17 protein-coding genes are annotated in these 20,468 nt (G+C 65.7%); 10 read left to right on the forward strand and 7 right to left on the reverse strand.

Annotated elements, in window-relative coordinates:
* Window positions 1-17: 17 nt before the first annotated feature.
* Window positions 18-1,145, reverse strand: a complete 1,128-nt coding sequence (gene apbC / locus BGP02_RS07885; RefSeq protein ID WP_286798320.1) for an iron-sulfur cluster carrier protein ApbC — start codon at window positions 1,143-1,145, stop codon at window positions 18-20.
* A 230-nt stretch (window positions 1,146-1,375) separates the two neighbouring features.
* Between apbC and BGP02_RS07890 the strand changes: the two genes are divergently transcribed.
* Window positions 1,376-2,020: a YiaD family glycine zipper/OmpA-like lipoprotein gene (locus BGP02_RS07890; RefSeq protein WP_017235059.1), complete on the forward strand. Its 645-nt coding sequence runs from the start codon at window positions 1,376-1,378 to the stop codon at window positions 2,018-2,020.
* A gap of 461 nt (window positions 2,021-2,481) precedes the next feature.
* A complete protein-coding gene (gene metG / locus BGP02_RS07895; RefSeq protein ID WP_286798321.1) occupies window positions 2,482-4,581 on the forward strand; it encodes a methionine--tRNA ligase in 2,100 nt (699 codons plus the stop codon).
* Window positions 4,582-4,748: 167 nt separating this feature from the next.
* On the opposite strand, the gene BGP02_RS07900 is transcribed toward metG, so the two are convergent.
* Window positions 4,749-5,210 carry an Lrp/AsnC family transcriptional regulator gene (locus BGP02_RS07900; RefSeq protein WP_026132166.1) on the reverse strand — a complete coding sequence of 154 codons (462 nt, stop codon included), beginning with the start codon at window positions 5,208-5,210 and terminating at the stop codon, window positions 4,749-4,751.
* On the opposite strand from BGP02_RS07900, the gene BGP02_RS07905 reads away from it, so the two are divergent.
* Window positions 5,172-5,591, forward strand: coding sequence for a DUF6356 family protein (locus BGP02_RS07905; RefSeq protein WP_286798322.1), 420 nt, complete (start codon window positions 5,172-5,174; stop codon window positions 5,589-5,591). The two genes, BGP02_RS07900 and BGP02_RS07905, sit on opposite strands and share 39 nt — an antisense overlap.
* A gap of 47 nt (window positions 5,592-5,638) precedes the next feature.
* On the opposite strand, the gene bamE is transcribed toward BGP02_RS07905, so the two are convergent.
* The 3 genes from bamE to BGP02_RS07920 all read right to left on the reverse strand — a co-directional run bounded on the left by bamE (window position 5,639) and on the right by BGP02_RS07920 (window position 12,185).
* The gene (gene bamE / locus BGP02_RS07910; protein ID WP_017235055.1) at window positions 5,639-6,175 is read right to left on the reverse strand and encodes an outer membrane protein assembly factor BamE domain-containing protein; all 537 of its coding nucleotides are present in this window, start codon (window positions 6,173-6,175) and stop codon (window positions 5,639-5,641) included.
* A gap of 134 nt (window positions 6,176-6,309) precedes the next feature.
* Window positions 6,310-10,455 carry a translocation/assembly module TamB domain-containing protein gene (locus BGP02_RS07915; protein WP_286798323.1) on the reverse strand — a complete coding sequence of 1,382 codons (4,146 nt, stop codon included), beginning with the start codon at window positions 10,453-10,455 and terminating at the stop codon, window positions 6,310-6,312.
* Entirely contained in the window at window positions 10,455-12,185 is a 1,731-nt protein-coding gene (locus BGP02_RS07920; RefSeq protein WP_150564299.1) for an autotransporter assembly complex protein TamA, read from the reverse strand. The genes BGP02_RS07915 and BGP02_RS07920 overlap by 1 nt, the downstream gene beginning before the upstream one ends.
* Before the next feature lie 354 nt (window positions 12,186-12,539).
* Here BGP02_RS07920 and BGP02_RS07925 point away from each other — a divergent pair, with 354 nt between their 5' ends.
* The 4 genes from BGP02_RS07925 to panD all read left to right on the forward strand — a co-directional run bounded on the left by BGP02_RS07925 (window position 12,540) and on the right by panD (window position 15,343).
* On the forward strand, window positions 12,540-12,722 hold the full coding sequence (locus BGP02_RS07925) for a DUF3460 family protein (RefSeq protein ID WP_017235051.1): 183 nt from the start codon (window positions 12,540-12,542) through the stop codon (window positions 12,720-12,722).
* A 222-nt stretch (window positions 12,723-12,944) separates the two neighbouring features.
* Window positions 12,945-13,772, forward strand: coding sequence for a segregation and condensation protein A (locus BGP02_RS07930; protein WP_051060282.1), 828 nt, complete (start codon window positions 12,945-12,947; stop codon window positions 13,770-13,772).
* Window positions 13,773-13,956: 184 nt separating this feature from the next.
* Window positions 13,957-14,793 carry a pantoate--beta-alanine ligase gene (gene panC / locus BGP02_RS07935; protein ID WP_017235049.1) on the forward strand — a complete coding sequence of 279 codons (837 nt, stop codon included), beginning with the start codon at window positions 13,957-13,959 and terminating at the stop codon, window positions 14,791-14,793.
* 127 nt (window positions 14,794-14,920) lie between these two features.
* Complete coding sequence (gene panD, locus BGP02_RS07940; RefSeq protein WP_017235048.1) at window positions 14,921-15,343, forward strand: aspartate 1-decarboxylase; 423 nt, start codon at window positions 14,921-14,923, stop codon at window positions 15,341-15,343.
* A 101-nt stretch (window positions 15,344-15,444) separates the two neighbouring features.
* Here panD and BGP02_RS07945 read toward each other — a convergent pair whose 3' ends face one another.
* Together BGP02_RS07945 and BGP02_RS07950 are read right to left on the reverse strand one after the other, a co-directional pair.
* Window positions 15,445-16,068 (reverse strand): nucleotide-binding protein, encoded by a 624-nt coding sequence (locus tag BGP02_RS07945; RefSeq protein WP_017235047.1) that lies wholly within the window; start codon window positions 16,066-16,068, stop codon window positions 15,445-15,447.
* A 60-nt stretch (window positions 16,069-16,128) separates the two neighbouring features.
* Window positions 16,129-17,685, reverse strand: a complete 1,557-nt coding sequence (locus BGP02_RS07950; RefSeq protein ID WP_286798324.1) for a cobyric acid synthase — start codon at window positions 17,683-17,685, stop codon at window positions 16,129-16,131.
* 40 nt (window positions 17,686-17,725) lie between these two features.
* Here BGP02_RS07950 and cobU point away from each other — a divergent pair, with 40 nt between their 5' ends.
* Genes cobU through cobD form a run of 3 tightly spaced genes read left to right on the forward strand, consistent with a single transcriptional unit; the run spans window position 17,726 to window position 20,319 of the window.
* On the forward strand, window positions 17,726-18,277 hold the full coding sequence (cobU, locus tag BGP02_RS07955) for a bifunctional adenosylcobinamide kinase/adenosylcobinamide-phosphate guanylyltransferase (RefSeq protein WP_286798325.1): 552 nt from the start codon (window positions 17,726-17,728) through the stop codon (window positions 18,275-18,277).
* A gap of 6 nt (window positions 18,278-18,283) precedes the next feature.
* Complete coding sequence (gene cbiB / locus BGP02_RS07960) at window positions 18,284-19,264, forward strand: adenosylcobinamide-phosphate synthase CbiB (protein WP_286798326.1); 981 nt, start codon at window positions 18,284-18,286, stop codon at window positions 19,262-19,264.
* Window positions 19,261-20,319, forward strand: a complete 1,059-nt coding sequence (cobD, locus tag BGP02_RS07965) for a threonine-phosphate decarboxylase CobD (RefSeq protein WP_286798327.1) — start codon at window positions 19,261-19,263, stop codon at window positions 20,317-20,319. The genes cbiB and cobD overlap by 4 nt, the downstream gene beginning before the upstream one ends.
* Window positions 20,320-20,468 lie beyond the last annotated feature (149 nt).

The raw sequence follows: 20,468 nt of genomic DNA on the forward strand, positions 1-20,468 counted from the left end.
GCCCCTGTGCGCCGTCCTTACGTGTTCTGAACGACGATCGACGGGAACTTGCTCGTCATGTCCTTCTGACGCGCCGCGATCTTCACCGCCATCTTGCGGGCAATGGCCTTGTAGAGCGCCGCGACCCGGCCGTCCGGGTCGCCCACCACGCTCGGCATGCCGGCGTCGGCGTGCACGCGGATACTCATCTCCAACGGCAGCTTGCCCAGCAGCTCGACGTCGAAATCGTGGCTCATGCGTTCGCCACCGCCCACGCCGAAAATCGGCTCCTCGTGTCCACAGTTCGAGCAGATGTGCAGACTCATGTTCTCGATGAGACCGAGGATCGGCACGCCGACCTTCTCGAACATCTTGAGACCCTTGCGGGCGTCGAGCAGCGCCAGGTCCTGCGGCGTGGTGACGATGACCGCGCCCGTGACGGGCACCTTCTGCGCGAGCGTGAGCTGGATGTCGCCCGTGCCCGGCGGCATGTCGACGATCAGGTAGTCAAGGTCGTGCCAATTCGTCTGGTTGAGCAGCTGTTCGAGCGCCTGCGTGACCATCGGGCCGCGCCAGACCATCGGATTGTCCGGCTCGATCAGGAAGCCGATCGAGCTGGCTTGCAGGCCGTGCGCCGTCATCGGTTCGAGCGTCTTGCCGTCTTTCGACTCGGGTTTGCCGTGAATGCCCAGCAGCGTGGGTAGGGACGGGCCGTAGATGTCGGCGTCGAGAATGCCGACGGTGGCTCCCTCGGCCACCAGCGCCAGCGCCAGGTTCACGGCCGTGGTGCTCTTGCCCACGCCGCCCTTGCCCGACGCCACCGCCACGATGTTCTTCACGTTCGGCAGGAGCTTCACCCCGCGCTGCACCGCATGCGCCACGATTTTCTGACTGATGTCGACCGCCACGCGTTCGACACCGGGCAGCTTGCCCACGGCATCGGTGATGCGCGTGCGCATCGCCTCGAACTGGCTCTTCGCCGGATAGCCGAATTCGATCTGGATACCGACGTGACCATGCTCGGCCACGACCTGCTTCACATACTTTCCGGCAATCAGGTCGAGCCCCGTGTCGGGATCGACGATGCCACGCAGCACTTCATTGATTTGGGCGACTTCCATGTGGGTCTCTCGCTCTGTCGAGGCGCGCCGGGAAAGCCCCGGCAAGCGCTAACAACTTGTAACATCCGTGGCGCACGCTCTCGATTAGCATGCGAGGCGCGCGTGTTATGGGGAACCCGCCGGCATGGCAATCTGTCCTTGCCTGCGGTTGACACTCAGCGCTATTGTAAAAGACCGCGCGCCGGCAGGTTCAAAACCCCTGCGACGCACGCGTGCTTCGGCGAAGTGCTCACGCGTTGTTTCACGACTGCTAGCTAATCGATAAGGAGCCTCACATGAATAAGAACTCTCTGCGCGCTTGCGCGCTCGTCCTGACCGCCGCCGCCATGCTGGCCGGTTGCCAGACGCCGCAGGGCACGAACACGGCGGTCGGTACCGGTGTGGGTGCGGCAGTGGGCGCAGGACTGGGCAACCTCATCGGGGGCAACACGACAGGCACGCTGATCGGCGCCGCCGTGGGTGCCGCCGCTGGCGGCGCGACGGGGTATAACTGGAGCGCGATCAAGAACACCTTGGGCGGTCACACGGCCGGCACGGGCACCACCATCTCCGAGCAGCCGGACGGCTCGCTCAAGGTCGCCGTCCCGAGCGACGTGACGTTCGACACCGGCCGCGCCGATATCAAACCGAACTTCCGCGCCGTGCTCGACGACGTCGCCGCGTCGCTCAACCAGAATCCGGGGATTACCGCCAACATCGTGGGCCATACCGACAGCACGGGCGGCGATCGCATCAACATCCCGCTGTCGCAAAACCGCGCGTCCAACGTGATCCAGTATCTGAACAGCCGCGGTATCGCGATGAACCGCATGAGCGGCACGGGCGTCGGGTCGAGCCAGCCGGTCGCCTCGGATGCCACCGCCGCCGGCCGTGCGCAGAACCGTCGCGTCGAAATCCTGCTGCACGCACCGCGCGGCTGATCGCCTCGCGCTTCGCTTTCTGCCCCCGCTTTCTGCCTGACGGGGCATTGGGATTTCGTCGCACAATCGCGGGTCCGGTCCGCCGGACCTGCGTTCTGCCGACGCGCCCGAGCAACATGCTGCGATGCACCATCGAAAGTCGGCACCTCAGTTGAACTAAACCCGCGTCACATCGCTCAGACCCTTCGGAAGTGCTTACTGTGGGCGCTTCCATCTCCTCTTTGTTATTGACGTTACGTGTGCCTAGTTAAGCCGGAACCTGGTTCCGGCTTTTTTTTGGTTCATCGTGGATTGCCGCCCACAGACGGCGCCGGCGCCATCGGCAACGGCCTGCCATTGCCCCGCTCTCGCTCCTCCCTCGCCGTGCCGGATTCATTGACCGAGTCGGGCGGTTGGGCGTCAACTGGCCTCGCCTGCTAGAATCGACCTTTCCCGGTTCCCTCAACGCACAGTCGATCCTCATGTCCCGCCGCATTCTTGTCACCTCCGCCCTGCCGTACGCCAATGGCCAGATTCACATCGGCCATTTGGTCGAATACATCCAGACCGACATCTGGGTACGGTTCATGCGGATGCAGGGCCATGAGGTCTACTACGTCGGCGCGGACGACACGCACGGCACGCCCGTCATGCTGCGCGCCGAGAAGGAAGGCCTCACCCCCAAGCAATTGATCGAGCGCGTCTGGAAGGAACACAAGCGCGACTTCGACAGCTTCGGCGTCTCGTTCGATAACTACTATTCGACGGATTCCGAGGAAAACCGCGAATTGTCCGAAGGCGTCTATCTCGCCCTCAAGGAACAGGGTCTGATCGAAGCCCGCGATATCGAACAGGCGTATGACCCGGTCAAGGAAATGTTCCTGCCGGATCGCTTCATCAAGGGCGAGTGTCCGAAATGCGGCGCCAAGGACCAGTACGGCGATTCGTGCGAAGTCTGTGGTTCGACCTATGCGCCGACCGATCTGCTCAACCCGTACTCGGTGGTCTCGGGCGCCACGCCGGTGCGCAAGACATCCACGCATTACTTCTTCAAGCTCTCGGACAAGCGCTGCGAGCAATTCCTGCGTAAATGGGTGGCCGGACTCGCGCAACCCGAAGCCGCCAACAAGATGAAGGAATGGCTCGGCGAAGACGGCGAGTCCACGCTGGCCGATTGGGACATCTCGCGCGACGCACCCTACTTCGGCTTTGAGATCCCTGGCGCCCCGGGCAAGTATTTCTACGTGTGGCTCGACGCGCCGGTCGGCTACTACGCCAGTTTCAAGAACCTGTGCGCGCAGCGCGGCCTGAACTTCGACGAATGGGTCAAGCCGGGGTCGACAACCGAGCAGTACCACTTTATCGGCAAGGACATCCTGTACTTCCACACGTTGTTCTGGCCGGCGATGCTCGAGTTCTCGGGCCATCGCACGCCGACCAACGTGTTCGCCCACGGCTTCCTGACGGTGGACGGCCAGAAGATGTCGAAGTCGCGCGGCACGTTCATCACGGCACAAAGCTTCATCGACACCGGCCTCAATCCGGAATGGCTGCGTTACTACATCGGCGCCAAGCTGGGCAACACGATGGAAGACCTCGACCTGAACCTCGACGATTTCATCGCCCGCGTGAACAGCGACCTGGTGGGCAAGTACGTGAACATCGCCAGCCGCGCGGCGGGCTTCCTTCTCAAGCGCTTTGACGGTCGCGTGTCGCCGGACGCCATGCAGGCGCCGCTGCTGGGCCAGTTGCGCGCCGTTGCCCCGCAAATCGCTGCACACTACGAAGCGCGCGAGTTCGGCAAGGCGCTGCGTCTGGTGATGGAACAGGCCGACGCCGTGAACGGTTACGTCGACACGGTCAAGCCGTGGGATCTGGCGAAGGATCCGGCGCAGGCCGGCGCCCTGCACGAGGCCTGCTCGGTCTGCCTCGAGGCGTTCCGTTTGCTCACGCTGTACCTCAAGCCCGTGCTGCCCGTGACGGCCGAGGCCGTGGAGCGCTTCCTGAACATCGCGCCGCAAGCGTGGCAGGACGTGAGCCGCCCGCTCACCGCCGACACGGCGATCTCCGCCTACAAGCATTTGATGACGCGCGTCGAAGGCAAGCAGGTTGAAGCGTTGCTCGCGGCCAACCGCGACTCGCTGCAAGCGGCCGCACCGGTGGCCGAGGCGGCAGCGGCGAAGGGCAAGCACAAAGCCGCCGGGGCGTCGGAGAAGGCCGAGAACGGCGCGGAAGACGGCATCATCAACATCGACGACTTCGCCAAGATCGATCTGCGCATCGCGCGCATCGTCGATTGCAAGGCAGTCGACGGGTCGGACAAGCTGCTGCAACTCACGCTCGACGTGGGCGAAGCGCAAACGCGTAACGTCTTCTCCGGGATCAAGTCCGCCTATCCGCAGCCCAAAGCGCTGGTGGGCAAGCTCACAGTGATGGTCGCCAACCTCGCGCCGCGCAAGATGAAGTTTGGTCTGTCCGAAGGCATGGTGCTCGCCGCCTCGGCCGCCGACGAGAAAGCTGAACCGGGCCTCTACATCCTCGAGCCGCACGACGGCGCGAAGCCGGGCATGCGGGTGAAGTAAGGCGCCGACGTCCCCCATCGGGAACACCGGCCGCATCTCGCGACAACGCCTGCGCTTCCCACGAAAAACACCCCGAATGCCAGACATCTCGTCCGGCACTCGGGGTGTTTTTTTATGCTGGCGTCCCGCAACCCGGCGGCCGAGGGTAGCGATGAAACGCCGACAGGCTAACGCAAATGATCCACCGGCAACGCGGTGGTGAATTTCACCGTTTCCATCGAGAAACTCGCGCTGATGTCTTGCAGATCGGCCACGCGAATGAGCTTCTTATAGAAACGGTCGTAGGCAGCGATGTCCGGCAGATACACCTTGAGCAGATAGTCGATCTCGCCCGCCATCCGGTGCATCTCCACAATTTCAGGCAATTCCCGTGCCCCCGCCACGAAGCGGACCATCCAGTCCTCGCTGTGCGCTGCCGCCTTGATGAACACGAACGCGGTGACGCGCAGATCGAGCTGCTGAGGATCGCACAGCGTGACCTGCCCCGTGATGACGCCGTTTTCGCGCAGGCGCTGCACGCGCCGCCAGCAGGGCGTCGGCGACAGATGCACGGCTTCGGCCAGTTCGCCCAGCGAGCGCGAGGCATCGGCTTGCAGATTTTCGAGAATTGCGAGATCGGTTTTGTCCACGACAGCCACCTGAGAGGAAAATTCTTCCAAATCCTACGCCATTCGGCAGAAAATTTGAAACCCTTTACCTCTCATTGGCACGTAAACTTCAGAAACATTCCGAAAACAGGCGGCATCATGAAAATCTTCACTCAGCATCCGGCCTCTGTCGGTGAAAATTACCTCCAACACATGGGATCGGCACTGTCCTTCGCGCTGCCCTTGCTGGGAGCATGTCTGGCGTGTCTCGTGCACGCACTGCTGCCATTTCTGTTCGAGAAGACGGGCAGCCGAATCATCGTTCGCCTGCACGACCGCATGGTGACGCATCGCAACCGCCACGCCGCGCCCGCGACGCCGTCCGAGCAGGCCGAGGGCCAACCATCGCGGGCGATGCCATAAAGCCGAGTCGCCGCGGCCGAGCGACCGGCCGTCGCCTCGCCCCCGGGTCAGGGACGCTCCGACGCCGGATCCGCCGAGCGCGACGTGACCGTTACCCGGCCGTCGGGGCCGAAGTGCGCGTTGAACATGCCCGCCGTGTTGACGCCGTCCTCAAGCCAGCGCCAGCTCCACACCGTTTCCTTCTTCAGTCGGTACTCCGCCACGCTCGTCGGCTTGCCGAGCAGACGCCGCACGTCGTCCTGTGACATGCCCGGGCGTACCTGTTCGAAGTTCTCCGGCGAGAGCGCCTGGCTGACGCCACGCAGCTTCCCGTCGGGCGCGATGTCAACCATGTAGGTCCGCAAGCCGCCCGGCGCACGCGGATACTCCAGCCGCCGCGAGCCGTCGTCGTTCTCCCAGACGATTTCCGGCTTGCCCATCTGCTCGCGCACCTGGGCCTCGGTCGTGACGCCCGGGGTGAGGTTGCGCAACAGCATGTCATCCGGCTTGATCGCATTGACCGTATCGCGCGCTTTTTGACGCACCTTGTCGATCTGCTGCTGATCGCAGCCGAACAAGCCCAACAGACTCGCGAACAATCCCATGGCGACTCCCCAGCGAAGACCCCGGCGCAGCCCCTGCGCCGGGTGAACGAAACTGCGCAACGTTGTCATCGACAACACCTCCTCTTCCCGTATTTTTTCCACGCATTTGGCGCGCCGTGGCGTCCCCGCATCGATCAGTCGAAGCGACGGTTGAACAGCACGTCGAAGCCGGACAGCGAACCGGTGCGCAGCACCAATTGCCAGCGACGCGACACCTGCCAGGTAATCTTCACGATACTCGCGGCGCTGGTCAGACTTTGCTCGTATCCCAGGGCGAAGTTGTCCGAGATTGCCTTGCCCACCTTCACCACCTGCTCGTCGTCCGACAGGCCCGAATCGCTGGTGCCGATGCTGAACTCGTCGATCCCGAGATCCTTGATGATGCGTCTGCCGCCCGTGGCCCCGAGCAGCGCCGTAGCCGCCCCCGCCATCGCCTGACGCTGGCCGAGCCCCGCGCCATCGGGGCCGTGGCCGAACATCAGCCATGAGAGCTTCTCCTCGTCCGACACGTTCGGCTCGGAGACGAGCGACACACGCGGCTGGCGCACCGTGCCCGTCACCAGCACCCCGGCGGCGACTTCCTGATTGCGGCGCATCGCCTGAATGTAGATGTCCGGATTGTCGAGCGGGCCGACGAAGTTGATCTGACCGCGCTCGATCGCGAGCTTCCGGTCGAACGCCTCGTACGTGCCCTCCGCCACCGTGATGGTGCCGGTTGCGCGCATCGTCGTGAGCGGGTCACTCTGCAAGCGCACGCTGCCGCGCAACAGCAGGTCGGCCCCGGCACCGACGAAACGGAAGTCCCGCCCCAGATCCACGTCCACGTTGATGTGCGGCGAGAAGCGGCTGGCCGGCTTCGCGCTGATGCGGGCAGCCTCTTCCTTCGCATCGAGCGGCCGGGTGCGGGCCTGCGCGCCGCCGCGCACCACCACGACATCGTCGCCAAGCTTCGGCGCGCTGGTCGGCGGCAGCGCAAAACGGGCCCGGTCGATGGTGAACTTGCCAGTCACGGCCGTCGCGTCGCCACTGCCCATCGCCTTCGCCTCGCCGGTAAGGGATAACTGCCGGTCCGGCGCGGCGAACAATTGCAGCTTGTCGGCCGTGAGCGTAACGCCAAGCGTCGGCTCGGGCGTGTCGAGCCGGATGTTGCCCGTCGCCCGCGCCGTGCCCCCGCCACCGCCCGTCACGACCACGTCGCGCAGCACGATCTCGGTCGGGGTGAGCGCAATGCGCACCCGCCCGTTCTTGACGCGCACGCCCGTGTCGAACATCTGCATCGACAGATCGTCGGCGGTCAGCTCGCCGGTGGGACGTGGCTTGCCTACCGTGCCCGCGAGCGTCACTTGCAGGTTCGCACGCCCCTTGAAGGCAAATTGCGCCCCGGCCAGACGCTCGAAATTCGAGAGATCGGGAATGGCAATGGCGAGGCGTCCGGCGAGCGGCGCGGTGTCCTGCACCTCGGGAATGCCGCCCTGCACATGCAGGCCCGCCTGTATGTCGGCGTCCAACGTGCCGACCAGCGACGAGACGGCCTTTAGCGTGACGTGCGCTGTCTGCCCCGCCAGGTCGACGCGCGCGCGCAGCGCCGAGATCCCGAGCGGCACGCGCGCCCCCACGCCGCCCTTCTCCGCCGTCAGGCCGGGAACGCCTGTCACCGTCACGTTCACGCTCTCGTTCAACCCGCCGCGGCGCAACGTGACGTCACCACTGCGCCGCACGACTTCGACAAAGCCGTCGGCACGCTGACCGGTGTGCACGTCCCATTTGCCGTCGAGCACGAGGTCGCTGGCGACCGACGGCGACTCGCCCGTGAACGCGTGCATGACGCGCAGCACCTGCGCGACGTCGAGCGTGTCGAGGGTGCCCGCCGTCTTCAGTTGCCCATCGCCGTAGTCGAGGTTTGCCAGCAACGCCGTCCCTGCATCCGTCACGAGTTTGGCCGCGCCAAGATGTACGCGATCGGCACTCACCTGGACCTGCCACGGGGACGCAAGGGTGAGCTTCGGCACGCCCCGGTTCTCGAGCGTCTGGATCGTGCCGCGCCAGCCTGGCTTGCCGCGCGTATCGGTCACAGCGCCGGCGGCATCGAGATTCATGTCGAGCGGCGCTTCGCGAAGCTTGCCGGCCGCCTTCAGATGCAATGTGTGTGCGCCGCGCGTGCCCGCCAGCGCGAGCGAGAGCCGGTCGAGCCGCGCGATGTCGCTGGTCAGGCCCTGGCCCTCGAGCGTCACGTTCAGCCGGTCGCCCGCCGCGCCCGGCAGGCCGCCGCTGACGTCCACCTTCCCGCTCAGATGCTGGAGCTTTTGCGCCCCGAAGACAAGCTTGTCGGCCGCGAGCGTCGCGACCACGACCGGACGCTCGATCGTGCCCGACACCTGCCCGTCCACTTGCAGGCGACCGGCAAGGCCGAAGCCCAGCTTGTCGAGCGACGGCGCGTCGACCTTCACCGCCATCTTGTCGCCCGCGGTGCCGAAGCTGCCGCGCAGTTGCACCTGATTGCCTGCCACGAGCAGGTTGGCGTCACTGGGCAGCAGGCGCGTGCCCGCCAGCCTCACCGTGCCCGACCCGCTCATCGGCAAGTCGGCGTAGACGCTGTCCTGCAATGCAAACTTGAGCGCCAGTCCGAACGCCGGACGCAGCGCCCCCTGCGCATCGACCTGCCCCGTGACGCTCGCCGCCGGTGGCTTGGCACCCCGTTTTTGCGGGCCGTAAAGGTCGTACCAGTCGGCGGGATCGAAGCGCGTGAGCTTGATCTGGGTCCGATAGGCGCCCGCGTCGTCGTTTTCGAGAACGCCGGTGGCCGCAACCTTGCGATCGCCGGCCTCCAGCGAGAGCGCGTTGACGGTGGTGCCCTTAGCATCGAGACCGATGTCGGCCAGCACACGTCGGGCCGCGTCGCGCCAATCGAGGACGATTTGTTGCCCGGTGGCGTCGAGCTTGATGTCGAGCGGCCCGCCGAGCGTCGTCGCAGGCAGCTTGCGGTACAACGCGCGCAGATCGAGATCGCGCATCGTCAAAGCGAAGCCGCCGACGGTCGCCTCGGCATCCGGCGACGTCGGCGGCGCCGCCTTTGCGGCGCTGGCAGCATTCGCCCCCTTCGCCCCCTTTGCCGCCGACGCGACAGGCGCCGTTGTCGCCGCCACCGACACGCCCCCCCTCTCCCGACGCAGCTCGCCACTGCCGGTGAGCCGGCCACCGCCCACAAGCTTCAGCTCGATATCGGTCAGCGCCTGATGCGTCGCATCGAGCAGCACCTGCGTGCGCAGGCTTTCGACCGGCAGCCCGCCGGCATCGATGGCCCCTGGCTTGGCGTTCGTCACGGACACCGGCCCCAGCACGCGGAATGTTTTGGCCCCCGGCGCCGGTCGCAAATCGGCCTGCACCGCGAGATCTGCCTGCGGCGCCGTGGGATCGAAGTCGCGCGGATTGAGGTGATCGAGCGACACCTGCGCGCGCGAGAGCGGCACGGCGCTGAACGGCGACGCGGCAATGTGCGCCGTACCGTTCAGCGTCTTTCCGGTCGCCGTCAAGTCGACGACGAGCGCGTCGAGCGAGCCGGACAGGTCGGCCTGCAGGGCGACCGGAATATCGCCCGCCTTCGCTTGCAAGCCGACGTTGCCGCCCAGCGCGAACGGACGCCGGCCGTTCAACTGCACATTCGCCCGCACGTCGCCGTAGGGCGTGCCGAGATGTTCGACCTGAATCGTGTGTTGCGTGCCGTCGCTGCGCGCGGCGACGCGAACATCTTCCAGCACCAGCGCAGGCGAATGCAGTGTGAGCTTCGCCACACGCACGTCGTTCAGCGTGAGGCCTAGCGGCAGACGCAGGCTCGACGGCATCGTCGCGGGCGTGCTCGACGGTGGCGACGGCGCAAACGCCATCTCCACATCCCCCACCTGCAACTTGTCGACGGTGAAATGCAGCGGGCGCAAGCGCAAGTCCCAACGGCTTTCGAGTCGGCTCACGGTGATGCGCGTCGCACCGTCGAGATAGCGCAGGTCGTTCACGGTGAAGCCGTGCGCGAGGCTTCCGCTGCGCCATTCCCCCGAGAGTTTGCCGCCGAGCGTCGACACGGCTGTCTGCCACAGCCAGCGGCTGCCGCGTTCGCTCGACATCGCCCAGAGCAGCGCGCCAATGACCAACACGACAATGAGCAGGACGGCGAGTACGACGCCCGCCAGCGCTCGCCCCCATCGCCGGCGATGCGCAGGCGGTGATGGGGGCGTTGGAGGCGGCTCGGATGGACGCGGCGGCAGTGAGGTATCGAGCGGCATCGTCATCAGAAAGCCACCCCTAACGAGATGGCCGGACGGAACTGCTTGTTGCGCACGCCGTAGCCCAGATCGAGGTTCACCGGCCCGACCGGGCTGCGCCAGCGCACACCGACCCCCACGCCGTGATACAGCGGCGTGGGATGGCGATAGTCGTCGGTAGCCGTGCCGACGTCCCAAAACACGGCCCCGCCCCAGTCACGCGTGACCCAGCGCTGATATTCGAGACTTGCCGTGCCAAGGTACTTCGTGGGGAACGTGGTGCCGTTCTGCTGACGGCCAATGCTCTGATACGTGTACCCGCGAATCGACGACGTGCCACCCGCGAAGAACAGCAGCGACGACGGAATCCGGTTGCTGTTGCCATTGGTGAGCACGGCGCCAAGCTCCAGGCGCGCGATCACGATGTCACGTTGGCCCACGGGAAAGTACTGACGGATACGGCCATAGAGACGCCCAAAACTCTGATCGGTGAGGACCGGCTTCGCCGCGACGCCGATCTGCGTGTTCACAATGTTGCCCTTGCGCGGAAAGATCAAATCGTCGACATCGCGACGGTTCCACGAAAACGCCGCCACGAGCGCCTTGTTGAGGAAAGGCTGGCCGCCGTCGGGACGTTCGTCCGCGCGGTAAAAGTCGAGCGTATAGGCCCAGTCGTAGCGATCGCGCGAGCGGGCGCGCTTGATGCCGATCTGGGTCGAGCGTTGATCGAGACCATTCAGATAAGTGCGCTCGAACGATCCGCGAAGGCTGTTGGTGTACGCGCTGGTGTCGGGCGGCATGGCGATTTCGGCGTACCCGCCCTGTCGATACTGCTCCAGACGCGCCTGCGTGTCGAACGTCCACGCGCGGCCAAACAGGTTGTAGTACGAATAACGCCCGTTGACGCTCGCGCCGGTATCGGTCGTATAGCCGACCCCGCTTCGCACGCGCTGCGTGGGGAATTCGCGCACCTTGACTTCGACCGGTGCGTTTTCGGCACGCGCCGGGTCCTCCGTCACCGAGATGATGACGTTCGAGAAGTATGGCGTGGCCTGAATCTGACGCTGCAGTTCCCGCAAGCGCTCGGCGTCGAACGGCTCGCCCTCGGACAGCGGATTGACGTTGCGGATGATCTGCGCCGGATAGCGCCGCGTACCGGAGATGATGAGCGGACCGAGGGTGAAGGGCGGACCGCTCTCGTACGTCGCGACAAGCGAGGCAGCGTCGTTATCGGCATCGACCACGGCGCGCGCGAAGGCCATTTTCGCCGCGTGATAGCGCTTCTGCCCCAGTTGGAACAGGGTGTCGTCCTTGGCCTTGTCCCAGTCGGCCTGACGGAACGGCGCATCCACCGGCAACGCCCAGGCATTGCGCAACTGCGCGACACGCTGTGGATCTTGCTCGATCACCGGGCCGGTGAACGTGAGATCGACGTTCTTGATATGCGTGCGCGGGCCGGAAGCCACTGCGACGTGAACGTCGCGCTTGCCGTTGATGGTGGCCACGTCCACATGCGTGACGGGCGAGAAATAGCCTTCCGTCGACGTGAGTTCCTGCACCTGCTCGCCCACGGTCGCGATCAGATGTTCGAACTGGGCCTCGCCAATGTCGTCACGCGCGGCGTAGCGCACGAGATCGAGGTTGTCCGTCAGGAGCTTGGCCAGGCCGTTGGGGGCGTCGACACGAACGCGATAGTCGGCTTGCGCCGCACCGGGCATTCCCAGGCCCAATATCAAGCCGGCCAGCGTGATCAGCATGGCCGGTAGCGTGCGCAAAGGGGGCACGACTGGGCGACGGCAAACATCGTCACCGGGTGGGATCTGCGAGACGGTCAAAACCTTCCTTGGCGTGTTGAATGTTGCCACCGGTCGTGCGGCATGCGGTCAATGGCGCTTAATCGCACCCTGGGTGCAAGCATGGCACAGCATTGGCGCGGGCGATGCGCACGTAAGGCGTATATGGGACGTATTTGACCATAACCCTTCCGCCCGTTCACCCGCTTGGCCCAAAACAGCCAAAACGGTGGGCCAGGGACGGGTTTGCGGTAGAATCTGCGTCGATTGGCGCCGCCCCGATGGCGCCGCTGCTGCCTATTTTTCGAGCAATCGACCATGTACGAATCCGACATCACCCAATTCATCAAGCAACTGAAGACCGAGAAGCCGACGCTGGAAGCCGAACAACGTCAAGGTCGCGCCCTGCTGTGGGACAAGCAGCCGATCGATTTGGATGAGCGCCGCCAGGCCCAGCAGTCGCGCGTGGCCCAGCAGCCCTACGTCTATCAGGGCGAGTAAGTCGCCGCTCCCCGGCCGAGTCCCGTCTTGAATCCGAGTCCGCCCGACGATCCGTCGCACACGCCCGAGCCGATCCCCGACGTCGCGCCCGCGTCGGCGCACGTCGATGCGACGGCGTCAGAGGCATCGTACACACCGGAGATCTCGGACCAACCGGAAGCCCCGGACGCGCCGGGGCCAGCATCGCCCCAGCCGCGCCCGGCCGGCAGCGCGACGACGGAGCTGCCCGCGCCGCACAGCGGACAGGACTCCACGCCCGACACGGTTGACGGCGTGGCGCGTGCGCGCCTGTATGGCGAGCCGCTCTTCGCCCTGCCGAACGATCTGTATATCCCGCCGGACGCGCTCGAGATCTTCCTCGAAGCTTTCGAAGGCCCGCTCGACTTGCTGCTGTATCTGATCCGCAAGCAGAACTTCAACGTGCTCGACATCCCGATGGCGCAGGTCACGAAGCAGTACCTGCTCTACGTCGATCAGATCCGCCGGACCAATCTCGAGCTCGCGTCCGAGTATCTGCTCATGGCCGCGATGCTCATCGAGATCAAGTCGCGCATGCTGCTGCCGGTCAAGAAGGCCGACACCGGTGAAGACGCCGAGGACCCGCGCGCGGAACTCGTGCGCAGGCTGCTCGAGTATGAACAGATGAAGCTCGCCGCGCAGAAGCTTGACACGCTGCCGGTGCTCGGCCGCGACTTTCTGCGCTCGCAGGTCTATATCGAGCAAAGCCTGCAGCCGCGCTTCCCCGATGTCGACGCCGAGGACCTGCGCGCCGCGTGGGCCGAAGTGCTGCGCCGGGCCAAGCTCGTGCAGCATCACAAGATCTCGCGTGAAGAGTTGTCCGTGCGCGAGCACATGAGCCAGATTCTGCGACGCTTGCAAGGCGCACGCTTCATGGAGTTCACCGAACTGTTCGACGTCACGCGCGGCGTGCCGGTCGTGGTGGTCAACTTCATCGCCATGCTCGAACTCTCGCGCGAGTCGTTGCTGGAGATCACCCAGGCCGAGCCGTTTGCGCCGATCTATGTCCGCCTGACCTACTCGCCCAACTGAGCGCCCAACGAAGCGCCCAGGAAAACTCGGGGCGGCGCGAGTCCGCCATGCCAGCGCGGTTTTGCGCACGCCCATTGAGATTTCCTCTACAATCGCCCGGACGTTTTGGCGGCCACGCCCTTGCCAGACAAGGCACGCGCCACGCCTGGACGTAACACACACGTACGCCACGCACGGAACCTCAATGAAAGTCATCCCTTCGATTCATGAACTGCGCGACCAACTGCGCGGACAGAATCGCGTCGCCTTCGTGCCCACGATGGGCAATCTGCATGACGGGCATCTGTCGCTCATGCGGCTGGCGCGCCAGCACGGCGACCCGGTCGTTGCCAGCATCTTCGTGAACCGCCTGCAATTCGGACCGAACGAAGACTTCGACAAGTATCCCCGCACCATGGCGGACGACGTCGAGAAGCTCACGCGCGAGAACGTCTACGTGCTGTTCTCGCCGGACGAAAGGGAGATGTATCCGGAGCCGCAGGAATACCGCGTCGAGCCGCCGCACGATCTGGGCGACATTCTCGAAGGCGAGTTCCGCCCGGGCTTCTTCAAGGGCGTGTGTACGGTCGTCACCAAGCTCTTCTCGTGCGTGCAGCCGCGCGTGGCCGTGTTCGGCAAGAAAGATTACCAGCAACTGATGATCGTGCGCAGCATGTGTCGTCAGTTCGCGCTGCCCATCGAAATCATCGCCGCCGAGACCGTGCGTGCCGACGACGGCCTGGCGCTGTCCTCGCGCAACCGCTACCTGTCGGACGCCGAGCGAGCGGAAGCGCCGCAGCTCTATCGTCTGCTGGGCCAGGTCCGCGACGACGTCAACGGGGGCAAAACCGACTATGCGGCGCTCGAAGCCGCAGCCATGCAAACGCTGACCGAGCGCGGCTGGAAGCCGGATTACGTGGCGATTCGCCAACGCGCCAACCTGCGCGTGCCGGCCCCTGGCGCCGCACCGGCCGAGAGCCTGGTGGTGCTTGCGGCCGCCAAGCTCGGCGCGACACGACTGATCGACAATCTCGAAATCTGAGCGCCGGGCACGCCGCATACGGTCGAACGACCGTTGCCGTGTGCTCCCGACGCAAGCCGCGCGTGCCGGTTGCACGCGCATCTTTCGTCGCGCCGCTCGCGCGACACCGTAATACTAGAGGCAAGCCATGTACCGCACCATGCTCAAGTCGAAGATCCACCGCGCCACCGTGACGCATTGCGAATTGCATTACGAAGGCTCGTGTGCGATCGACGAGAATCTGCTCGAAGCCTCGGGCCTTGTCGAAAATGAGCAAATCGACATCTTCAACGTCAACAACGGCGAACGCTTCACGACCTATGCCATTCGCGGCGAGCGCGGTAGCGGCATGATCTCGCTCAATGGCGCCGCGGCCCGCCGCGCGCAACTGGGCGACGTCGTCATCATCGTGTCGTACGCACAGGTCGAGGAAAAGGAAGTACTGGCCGGGTTCAAGCCCAAGCTGGTGTTCGTCGACGAGAAGAACGTGCAGAAGGGCGAACGCGATCACGTGCCGCTGCAAGCGTGGGAAGAGACACGCGCCTTCGAGGCGGCGCAAGCGGCCAAGTAAGGCCGCGCGTCAACGCCTACGACAAGTGTCGAATGACCAAGGGGCCTGCGGGCCCCTTGGTCATTGTCGTCGCGCCGGCGCATTGACCGCCGCGCAGACGATCACTTCGCGACGAAGGCCGTAATGCCCTCCCACTGCGGCAGATCGCGCTCAACGCGTCCCGGCGCCACGTCCCACAGCGTGAGGCCGTGCGCGGCGAGCTGCACATAGTTCTGCGTGTTGCGCAGCATGCCGAGCACCGGCAAGCCGGCCTCCTCGCAGTAGCGCGAGAGCTGATCGGCCGCGCGAGTGCGGGCATCGACCCGCATGCCGACCACGCCGATACGCACATCGCCCTGACGCACCGCCCGCTCCTCGCCCAGCTTTTGCAGGAAATCGCGTGTGGCGAGAATATCGAAGATCGACGGCTGCAGCGGCACCAGCACGTAGTCGGCGAGTTTGAGGATCGACTCGAGCCGCTTGCCGTGCAAACCCGCGGGGGTGTCGAGCACCGCATGGGTCGTGCCCTTGGGTGGACGGGCGACATCGTTGTGATCGACATCCCAGGTGGCGATCGGACGCAGTCCAGGCGGGCGCAAGCCCAACCAGGCCCGCGACGACTGCTGCCGATCCGTGTCGCCGAGCATCACCGCATGCCCCTGCGCGGCCAGATAGCCGGCCAGATTCGTCGCCAGCGTACTCTTGCCCACCCCCCCCTTCGGATTCGCCACCACAATCACCGGCATTGCAGACTCCCCTAGGTCGATTTGCCGTTCATCTTACAACGGCGGGATGGCGGCCTCGCGTCAGTCCACCTTCGCTGTGCACTCATGCAGACATGCCCAGACCCGCGATAGATCCAGATGCGCCGCCAGCGAATCCGCCAACCGGTCGAGCGACGCCTCGCGTAGCGCGTTGTAGTCCTGCGCTTCGACATCACCGGCGCCGGCCCACGTGAGCAGCGCTTGCAGGGACTGTGGCGTATCGAACAGGCCATGCAGGTAGGTGCCCATCACCTGATCGTCGGCCGAGCGGGCGCCGTCGGCGCGGGCGGCCGCTTCACCCGATTGCGCCGCGTGGCTCGCGTCGCCCGCCAACCAGACAGCCGGCCGCTCGAGCGCCGCCCCGTGCGTCACGCCCATGTGGATCTCATAGCCGCTCACGGGGGCATCGCCGACGCTCAGGTGTCCCGTCACGACACGGAGCTGCTTTTGCGGCTGCATCGTGGTCTCGAGGTCGAGCCATCCGAGCCCGGCGGTCGTCCCCGCCTCGCCTTCCAGCCCGAGCGGATCGTGAATCGACGTCCCGAGCATCTGCAAGCCCCCGCAGATACCTAGCACCTTGCCGCCGTAGCGCAGATGCCGTGCGATGGCCGGCGCCCAACCCTGCCCCCGCAGCCATGCCAGATCGGCACGCACATGCTTGCTGCCGGGCAGAATCACGAGATCGCTGTCGGGCCACGACTCGCCCGCACCGACATAGCGGAAATCGACCTGCGGGTGCGCCCGCAAGGCGTCGAAGTCGGTGTGATTGCTGATGCGTGGCAAAGCGGGTACCGCGACGCGCAGGCGCGTCTCGCTGCGCGCGGCCGAGTGGCGCTCGTCGGGCAGCATGTCTTCGCCATCCAGGTGCAGGGCGTGAAGATAGGGCAACACGCCCAGCACCGGGATGCCGGTGCGCGCCTCCAACCAATCGAGGCCACTGGTCAACAGCGACGGATCGCCTCGAAACCGGTTGATGACGAAACCCTTGATGCGTGCACGCTCGCTCTCGGACAGACACGCGAGCGTGCCGAGCAATTGCGCGAACACACCGCCCCGGTCGATATCGGCGACGAGCAACACTGGCGCGTCGACCGCCTCGGCGAAGCCCATGTTCGCGATGTCGCGCGCGCGCACGTTCACTTCGGCCGGACTGCCGGCCCCTTCGACGAGCACCGCATCGTAGCCGGTGCGCAAGCGCTGGTAAGCGGCCAGCACGGCGGCCATCGCACGGGGCTTGTACTCGTGATACGCACGCGCATCCAGATCGGCCATGACCTTGCCGCCGATGATGACCTGCGCGCCGCGGTCGCTGCTCGGTTTGAGCAGCACGGGATTGAAGTCGGTGTGCGGCGCGATGCCGGCCGCCTGCGCCTGCAAGGCCTGCGCCCGACCGATCTCGCCGCCGTCGGCCGTCACGGCACTGTTGAGCGCCATGTTCTGCGGCTTGAAGGGTGCCACGCGCACGCCTTCACGATGGAGCAAACGGCACAGACCGGCGACCAAAGTGCTCTTGCCGGCATCGGACGACGTGCCCTGAATCATCAGGGTGCCCCGATAGGCGCGTGCGGGCGCCGCGAAATTGACAGGGAATTCACTCATGACGCGAATTATCGCATCGGCCGCTCGTACAATATTGCCCATGAGTGCCCTCGACCTGACTTTCGTGCTGGGTGGCGCGCGCTCCGGCAAGAGTGCGTTCGCCGAACGTCTCGCCGGACAAAGCGGCCTGCCGGTCACCTACGTCGCTACCGCCGCGGTAAGCGACGAGCCCGAGATGCGCGCGCGCATCGCCCACCATCGCGCCAGCCGTCCGGCGCACTGGCGCACCGTGGAAGTCGGACGCGATCTCACGGGAACACTGCGCGACGTCGCCCGTGACGGCCATTGCGTACTGGTCGACTGTCTGCCGCTGTGGCTGGCCGGTTGGCTCTGCCCGCCCGACGATCATCCCGACGGGCCCGCCAGCGATACGCAGTGGCACGGTGTCGTCGAATCGTTCGACCGGACGCTGGAATCGCTGCCCGGCAAGATCGTTGTCGTCAGCAACGAAATCGGACTCGGCGTGATTCCGATGGGCTCGCTGACGCGCCGCTACGTCGATGAGCTGGGCCGTCTGAACCAGCGTGTCGCGGCACGCGCCCCGCAAGTGCGTTTTGTCGTCGCCGGATTGCCGATGACCGTCAAAGGATAATCGCCAATGCTCACTGCCATCGCCCCCGAATCGCTCTGGCTCGCCGCCCTGATCGGCGTACTGCTCGACGCCTGGCTCGGCGAGCCGCGCCGGTGGCATCCGCTGGCCGGGTTCGGCTACATCGCCAACGGCGTCGAAGCCTGGCTCAACGCGCCCGGCATCCAGGACAAGCCGTTCAGCGCCATGGTGCGCGGCGCCTGGGCGTGGGCGATCATGCTGATACTGCCCGTCGCGATCGCCTGGGCGCTGACGTTCCTGCCCGGTTGGGGCGGCATTGTCTGGCAGGCGCTCGCGTTGTACGCCGCCCTGGGGGCGCGCAGCCTGCGCGAGCATGTGATGCCCATCGCCCAGGCACTGCGCGACGGCGACTTGGCGCAAGCGCGCGCGCTCACCGCTCGCATCGTCTCGCGCGACACTGACGACGCGAGTGCCTCCGATCTCGCGCGCGCAGCGGTGGAGTCAACGCTGGAGAACGGCAACGATGCCATCTTCGGCGCGCTGTTCTGGTTCGCCATCGCAGGTGCGCCCGGCGTCGTGCTGTTCCGACTCGCGAACACGCTCGACGCCATGTGGGGCTATCGCACCGACAAGTTTCTGTACTTCGGCCGGCCGGCCGCTCGCATCGACGACGCCCTCAACTGGATTCCCGCGCGGCTGACCGCTGCGAGCTACGCCATCTTCGGCGACGTCGCCCGGGCCATCGACTGCTGGCGCACGCAGGCGAGCGCCTGGTCCAGCCCGAACGCCGGGCCGGTGATGGCCGCTGGTGCCGGCAGTCTCGGTGTCCAATTGGGCGGCCCCGCCCGCTATCACGGCGAGTGGGAAGCACGTCCGGCGCTGGGTTGTGGCATGACGCCGTCGCCGCAGCACATCGAGGCCGCGTGGCGGCTCATCTCTCGCTCGATGTGGATGTGGCTGATCGTCGGCGGCGCGCTGGCGCTTTTCGCGGCCTCACAGGCCGATAGCGTGCCGACGGGAATGTTGTGAACGAGACGGCATTCCCCGCGTTGTACGCGTCACCAGCGCCTCGCCATGGCGGCAATCTCGGCGAAGCCATTGTGCGGTATCAACGGCCGCGCGAAGACTGGCTCGACCTGTCCACAGGCATCAATCCGAACGGCTATCCCGTGCCGATGCCGCCTGCGAGCGTCTGGCGCGACTTGCCCGATGCCTTCGACGATCTGCGCGACGTGGCGGCGCAGTACTACGGCGCGCCTGTCCAGGCCGTGGTGCCGTGCGCCGGATCGCAGGCCGTCATTCGCGCGTTACCCGCGCTGCTGCCGCCGGGACGCGTCGCCGTCGCCTCGCTCACCTACAGCGAGTACGCGCCGGCCTTCGCCCAAGCCGGACACACTCTTGTGCCATGGCTGGGGCCCGAGGCCGGCTTGCCCGACGTCGACTACCTCGTGTGGGTCAATCCCGACAATCCGACGACACGGTGCGTTTCACGCCAGACCCTCTCCCGATGGCAAGGTTTGCTTGTTGAGCGCGGTGGCATGTTGATCGTCGACGAGGCTTTTGCCGACGTGTCGCCCTACGCGTCGATGACATGCCACGCGGGCGAGGATGGCCTCGTCCTGCTGCGCTCGGTCGGCAAGTTCTTCGGGTTGGCGGGCATTCGCGCGGGCTTTGCGCTTTGTCCGCAAGGGGTGGCGACGCGCTTGGCCGAGCGACTTGGCGCGTGGACGGTCAGCGGCCCGGCAAGGTTCGCGGTGCGAACCGCCCTGCGCGATACGGCCTGGCAAGCGGCGACGCGCGTGCGTTTGGAGAAGGACGGCGAGCGCCTGCTCGCGCTGTTGCGAGGGCGGGGCTGGCCCGCGCAAGGCACGCCCCTTTTCGCGTGGACACCGCATGCGATGGCGCCGCGATGGCACGCCCAGTTGGCGGCGCAGGGCATCTGGACACGTCTCTTCGAGGCACGTCCGATCGCCGTGGCGAAAGGGGAAACGCGGACCTTGCCGAGTCTGCGGCTCGGCCTGCCGTCGACCGAGGGCGAATGGCAGCGATTGCAGTTGGCACTCGACGGCTCGCGCCCCGAATGACATTTTAGGGAACTGCGGAAGTGAGGGGCCGTCCAATTTCCTCGTAACGCGCCCGAAGGGTCGCCTCATTTGCGCTTACTGGACCGGCCAGCCTTTCGTAGACATCTTCGAGCCATAATTTATGGCAACCGAGGAGGTCAGTATGAGTG

It is taken from the genome of Pandoraea sp. 64-18 (assembly GCF_001899225.1).
GTDB lineage: Bacteria > Pseudomonadota > Gammaproteobacteria > Burkholderiales > Burkholderiaceae > Pandoraea > Pandoraea cepalis.

Excerpts from the sequence above, each read along its gene's own strand:
- BGP02_RS07890 (WP_017235059.1), top strand. The coding sequence starts at position 1,376 with ATGAATAAGAACTCTCTGCGCGCTTGCGCGCTCGTCCTGACCGCCGCC.
- metG (WP_286798321.1), top strand. The coding sequence starts at position 2,482 with ATGTCCCGCCGCATTCTTGTCACCTCCGCCCTGCCGTACGCCAATGGC.
- bamE (WP_017235055.1), bottom strand. The coding sequence starts at position 6,175 with ATGGGATTGTTCGCGAGTCTGTTGGGCTTGTTCGGCTGCGATCAGCAG.
- BGP02_RS07915 (WP_286798323.1), bottom strand. The coding sequence starts at position 10,455 with ATGACGATGCCGCTCGATACCTCACTGCCGCCGCGTCCATCCGAGCCG.
- BGP02_RS07920 (WP_150564299.1), bottom strand. The coding sequence starts at position 12,185 with ATGCTGATCACGCTGGCCGGCTTGATATTGGGCCTGGGAATGCCCGGT.
- BGP02_RS07925 (WP_017235051.1), top strand. The coding sequence starts at position 12,540 with ATGTACGAATCCGACATCACCCAATTCATCAAGCAACTGAAGACCGAG.
- panC (WP_017235049.1), top strand. The coding sequence starts at position 13,957 with ATGAAAGTCATCCCTTCGATTCATGAACTGCGCGACCAACTGCGCGGA.
- panD (WP_017235048.1), top strand. The coding sequence starts at position 14,921 with ATGTACCGCACCATGCTCAAGTCGAAGATCCACCGCGCCACCGTGACG.
- BGP02_RS07945 (WP_017235047.1), bottom strand. The coding sequence starts at position 16,068 with ATGCCGGTGATTGTGGTGGCGAATCCGAAGGGGGGGGTGGGCAAGAGT.
- BGP02_RS07950 (WP_286798324.1), bottom strand. The coding sequence starts at position 17,685 with ATGAGTGAATTCCCTGTCAATTTCGCGGCGCCCGCACGCGCCTATCGG.
- cobU (WP_286798325.1), top strand. The coding sequence starts at position 17,726 with ATGAGTGCCCTCGACCTGACTTTCGTGCTGGGTGGCGCGCGCTCCGGC.
- cbiB (WP_286798326.1), top strand. The coding sequence starts at position 18,284 with ATGCTCACTGCCATCGCCCCCGAATCGCTCTGGCTCGCCGCCCTGATC.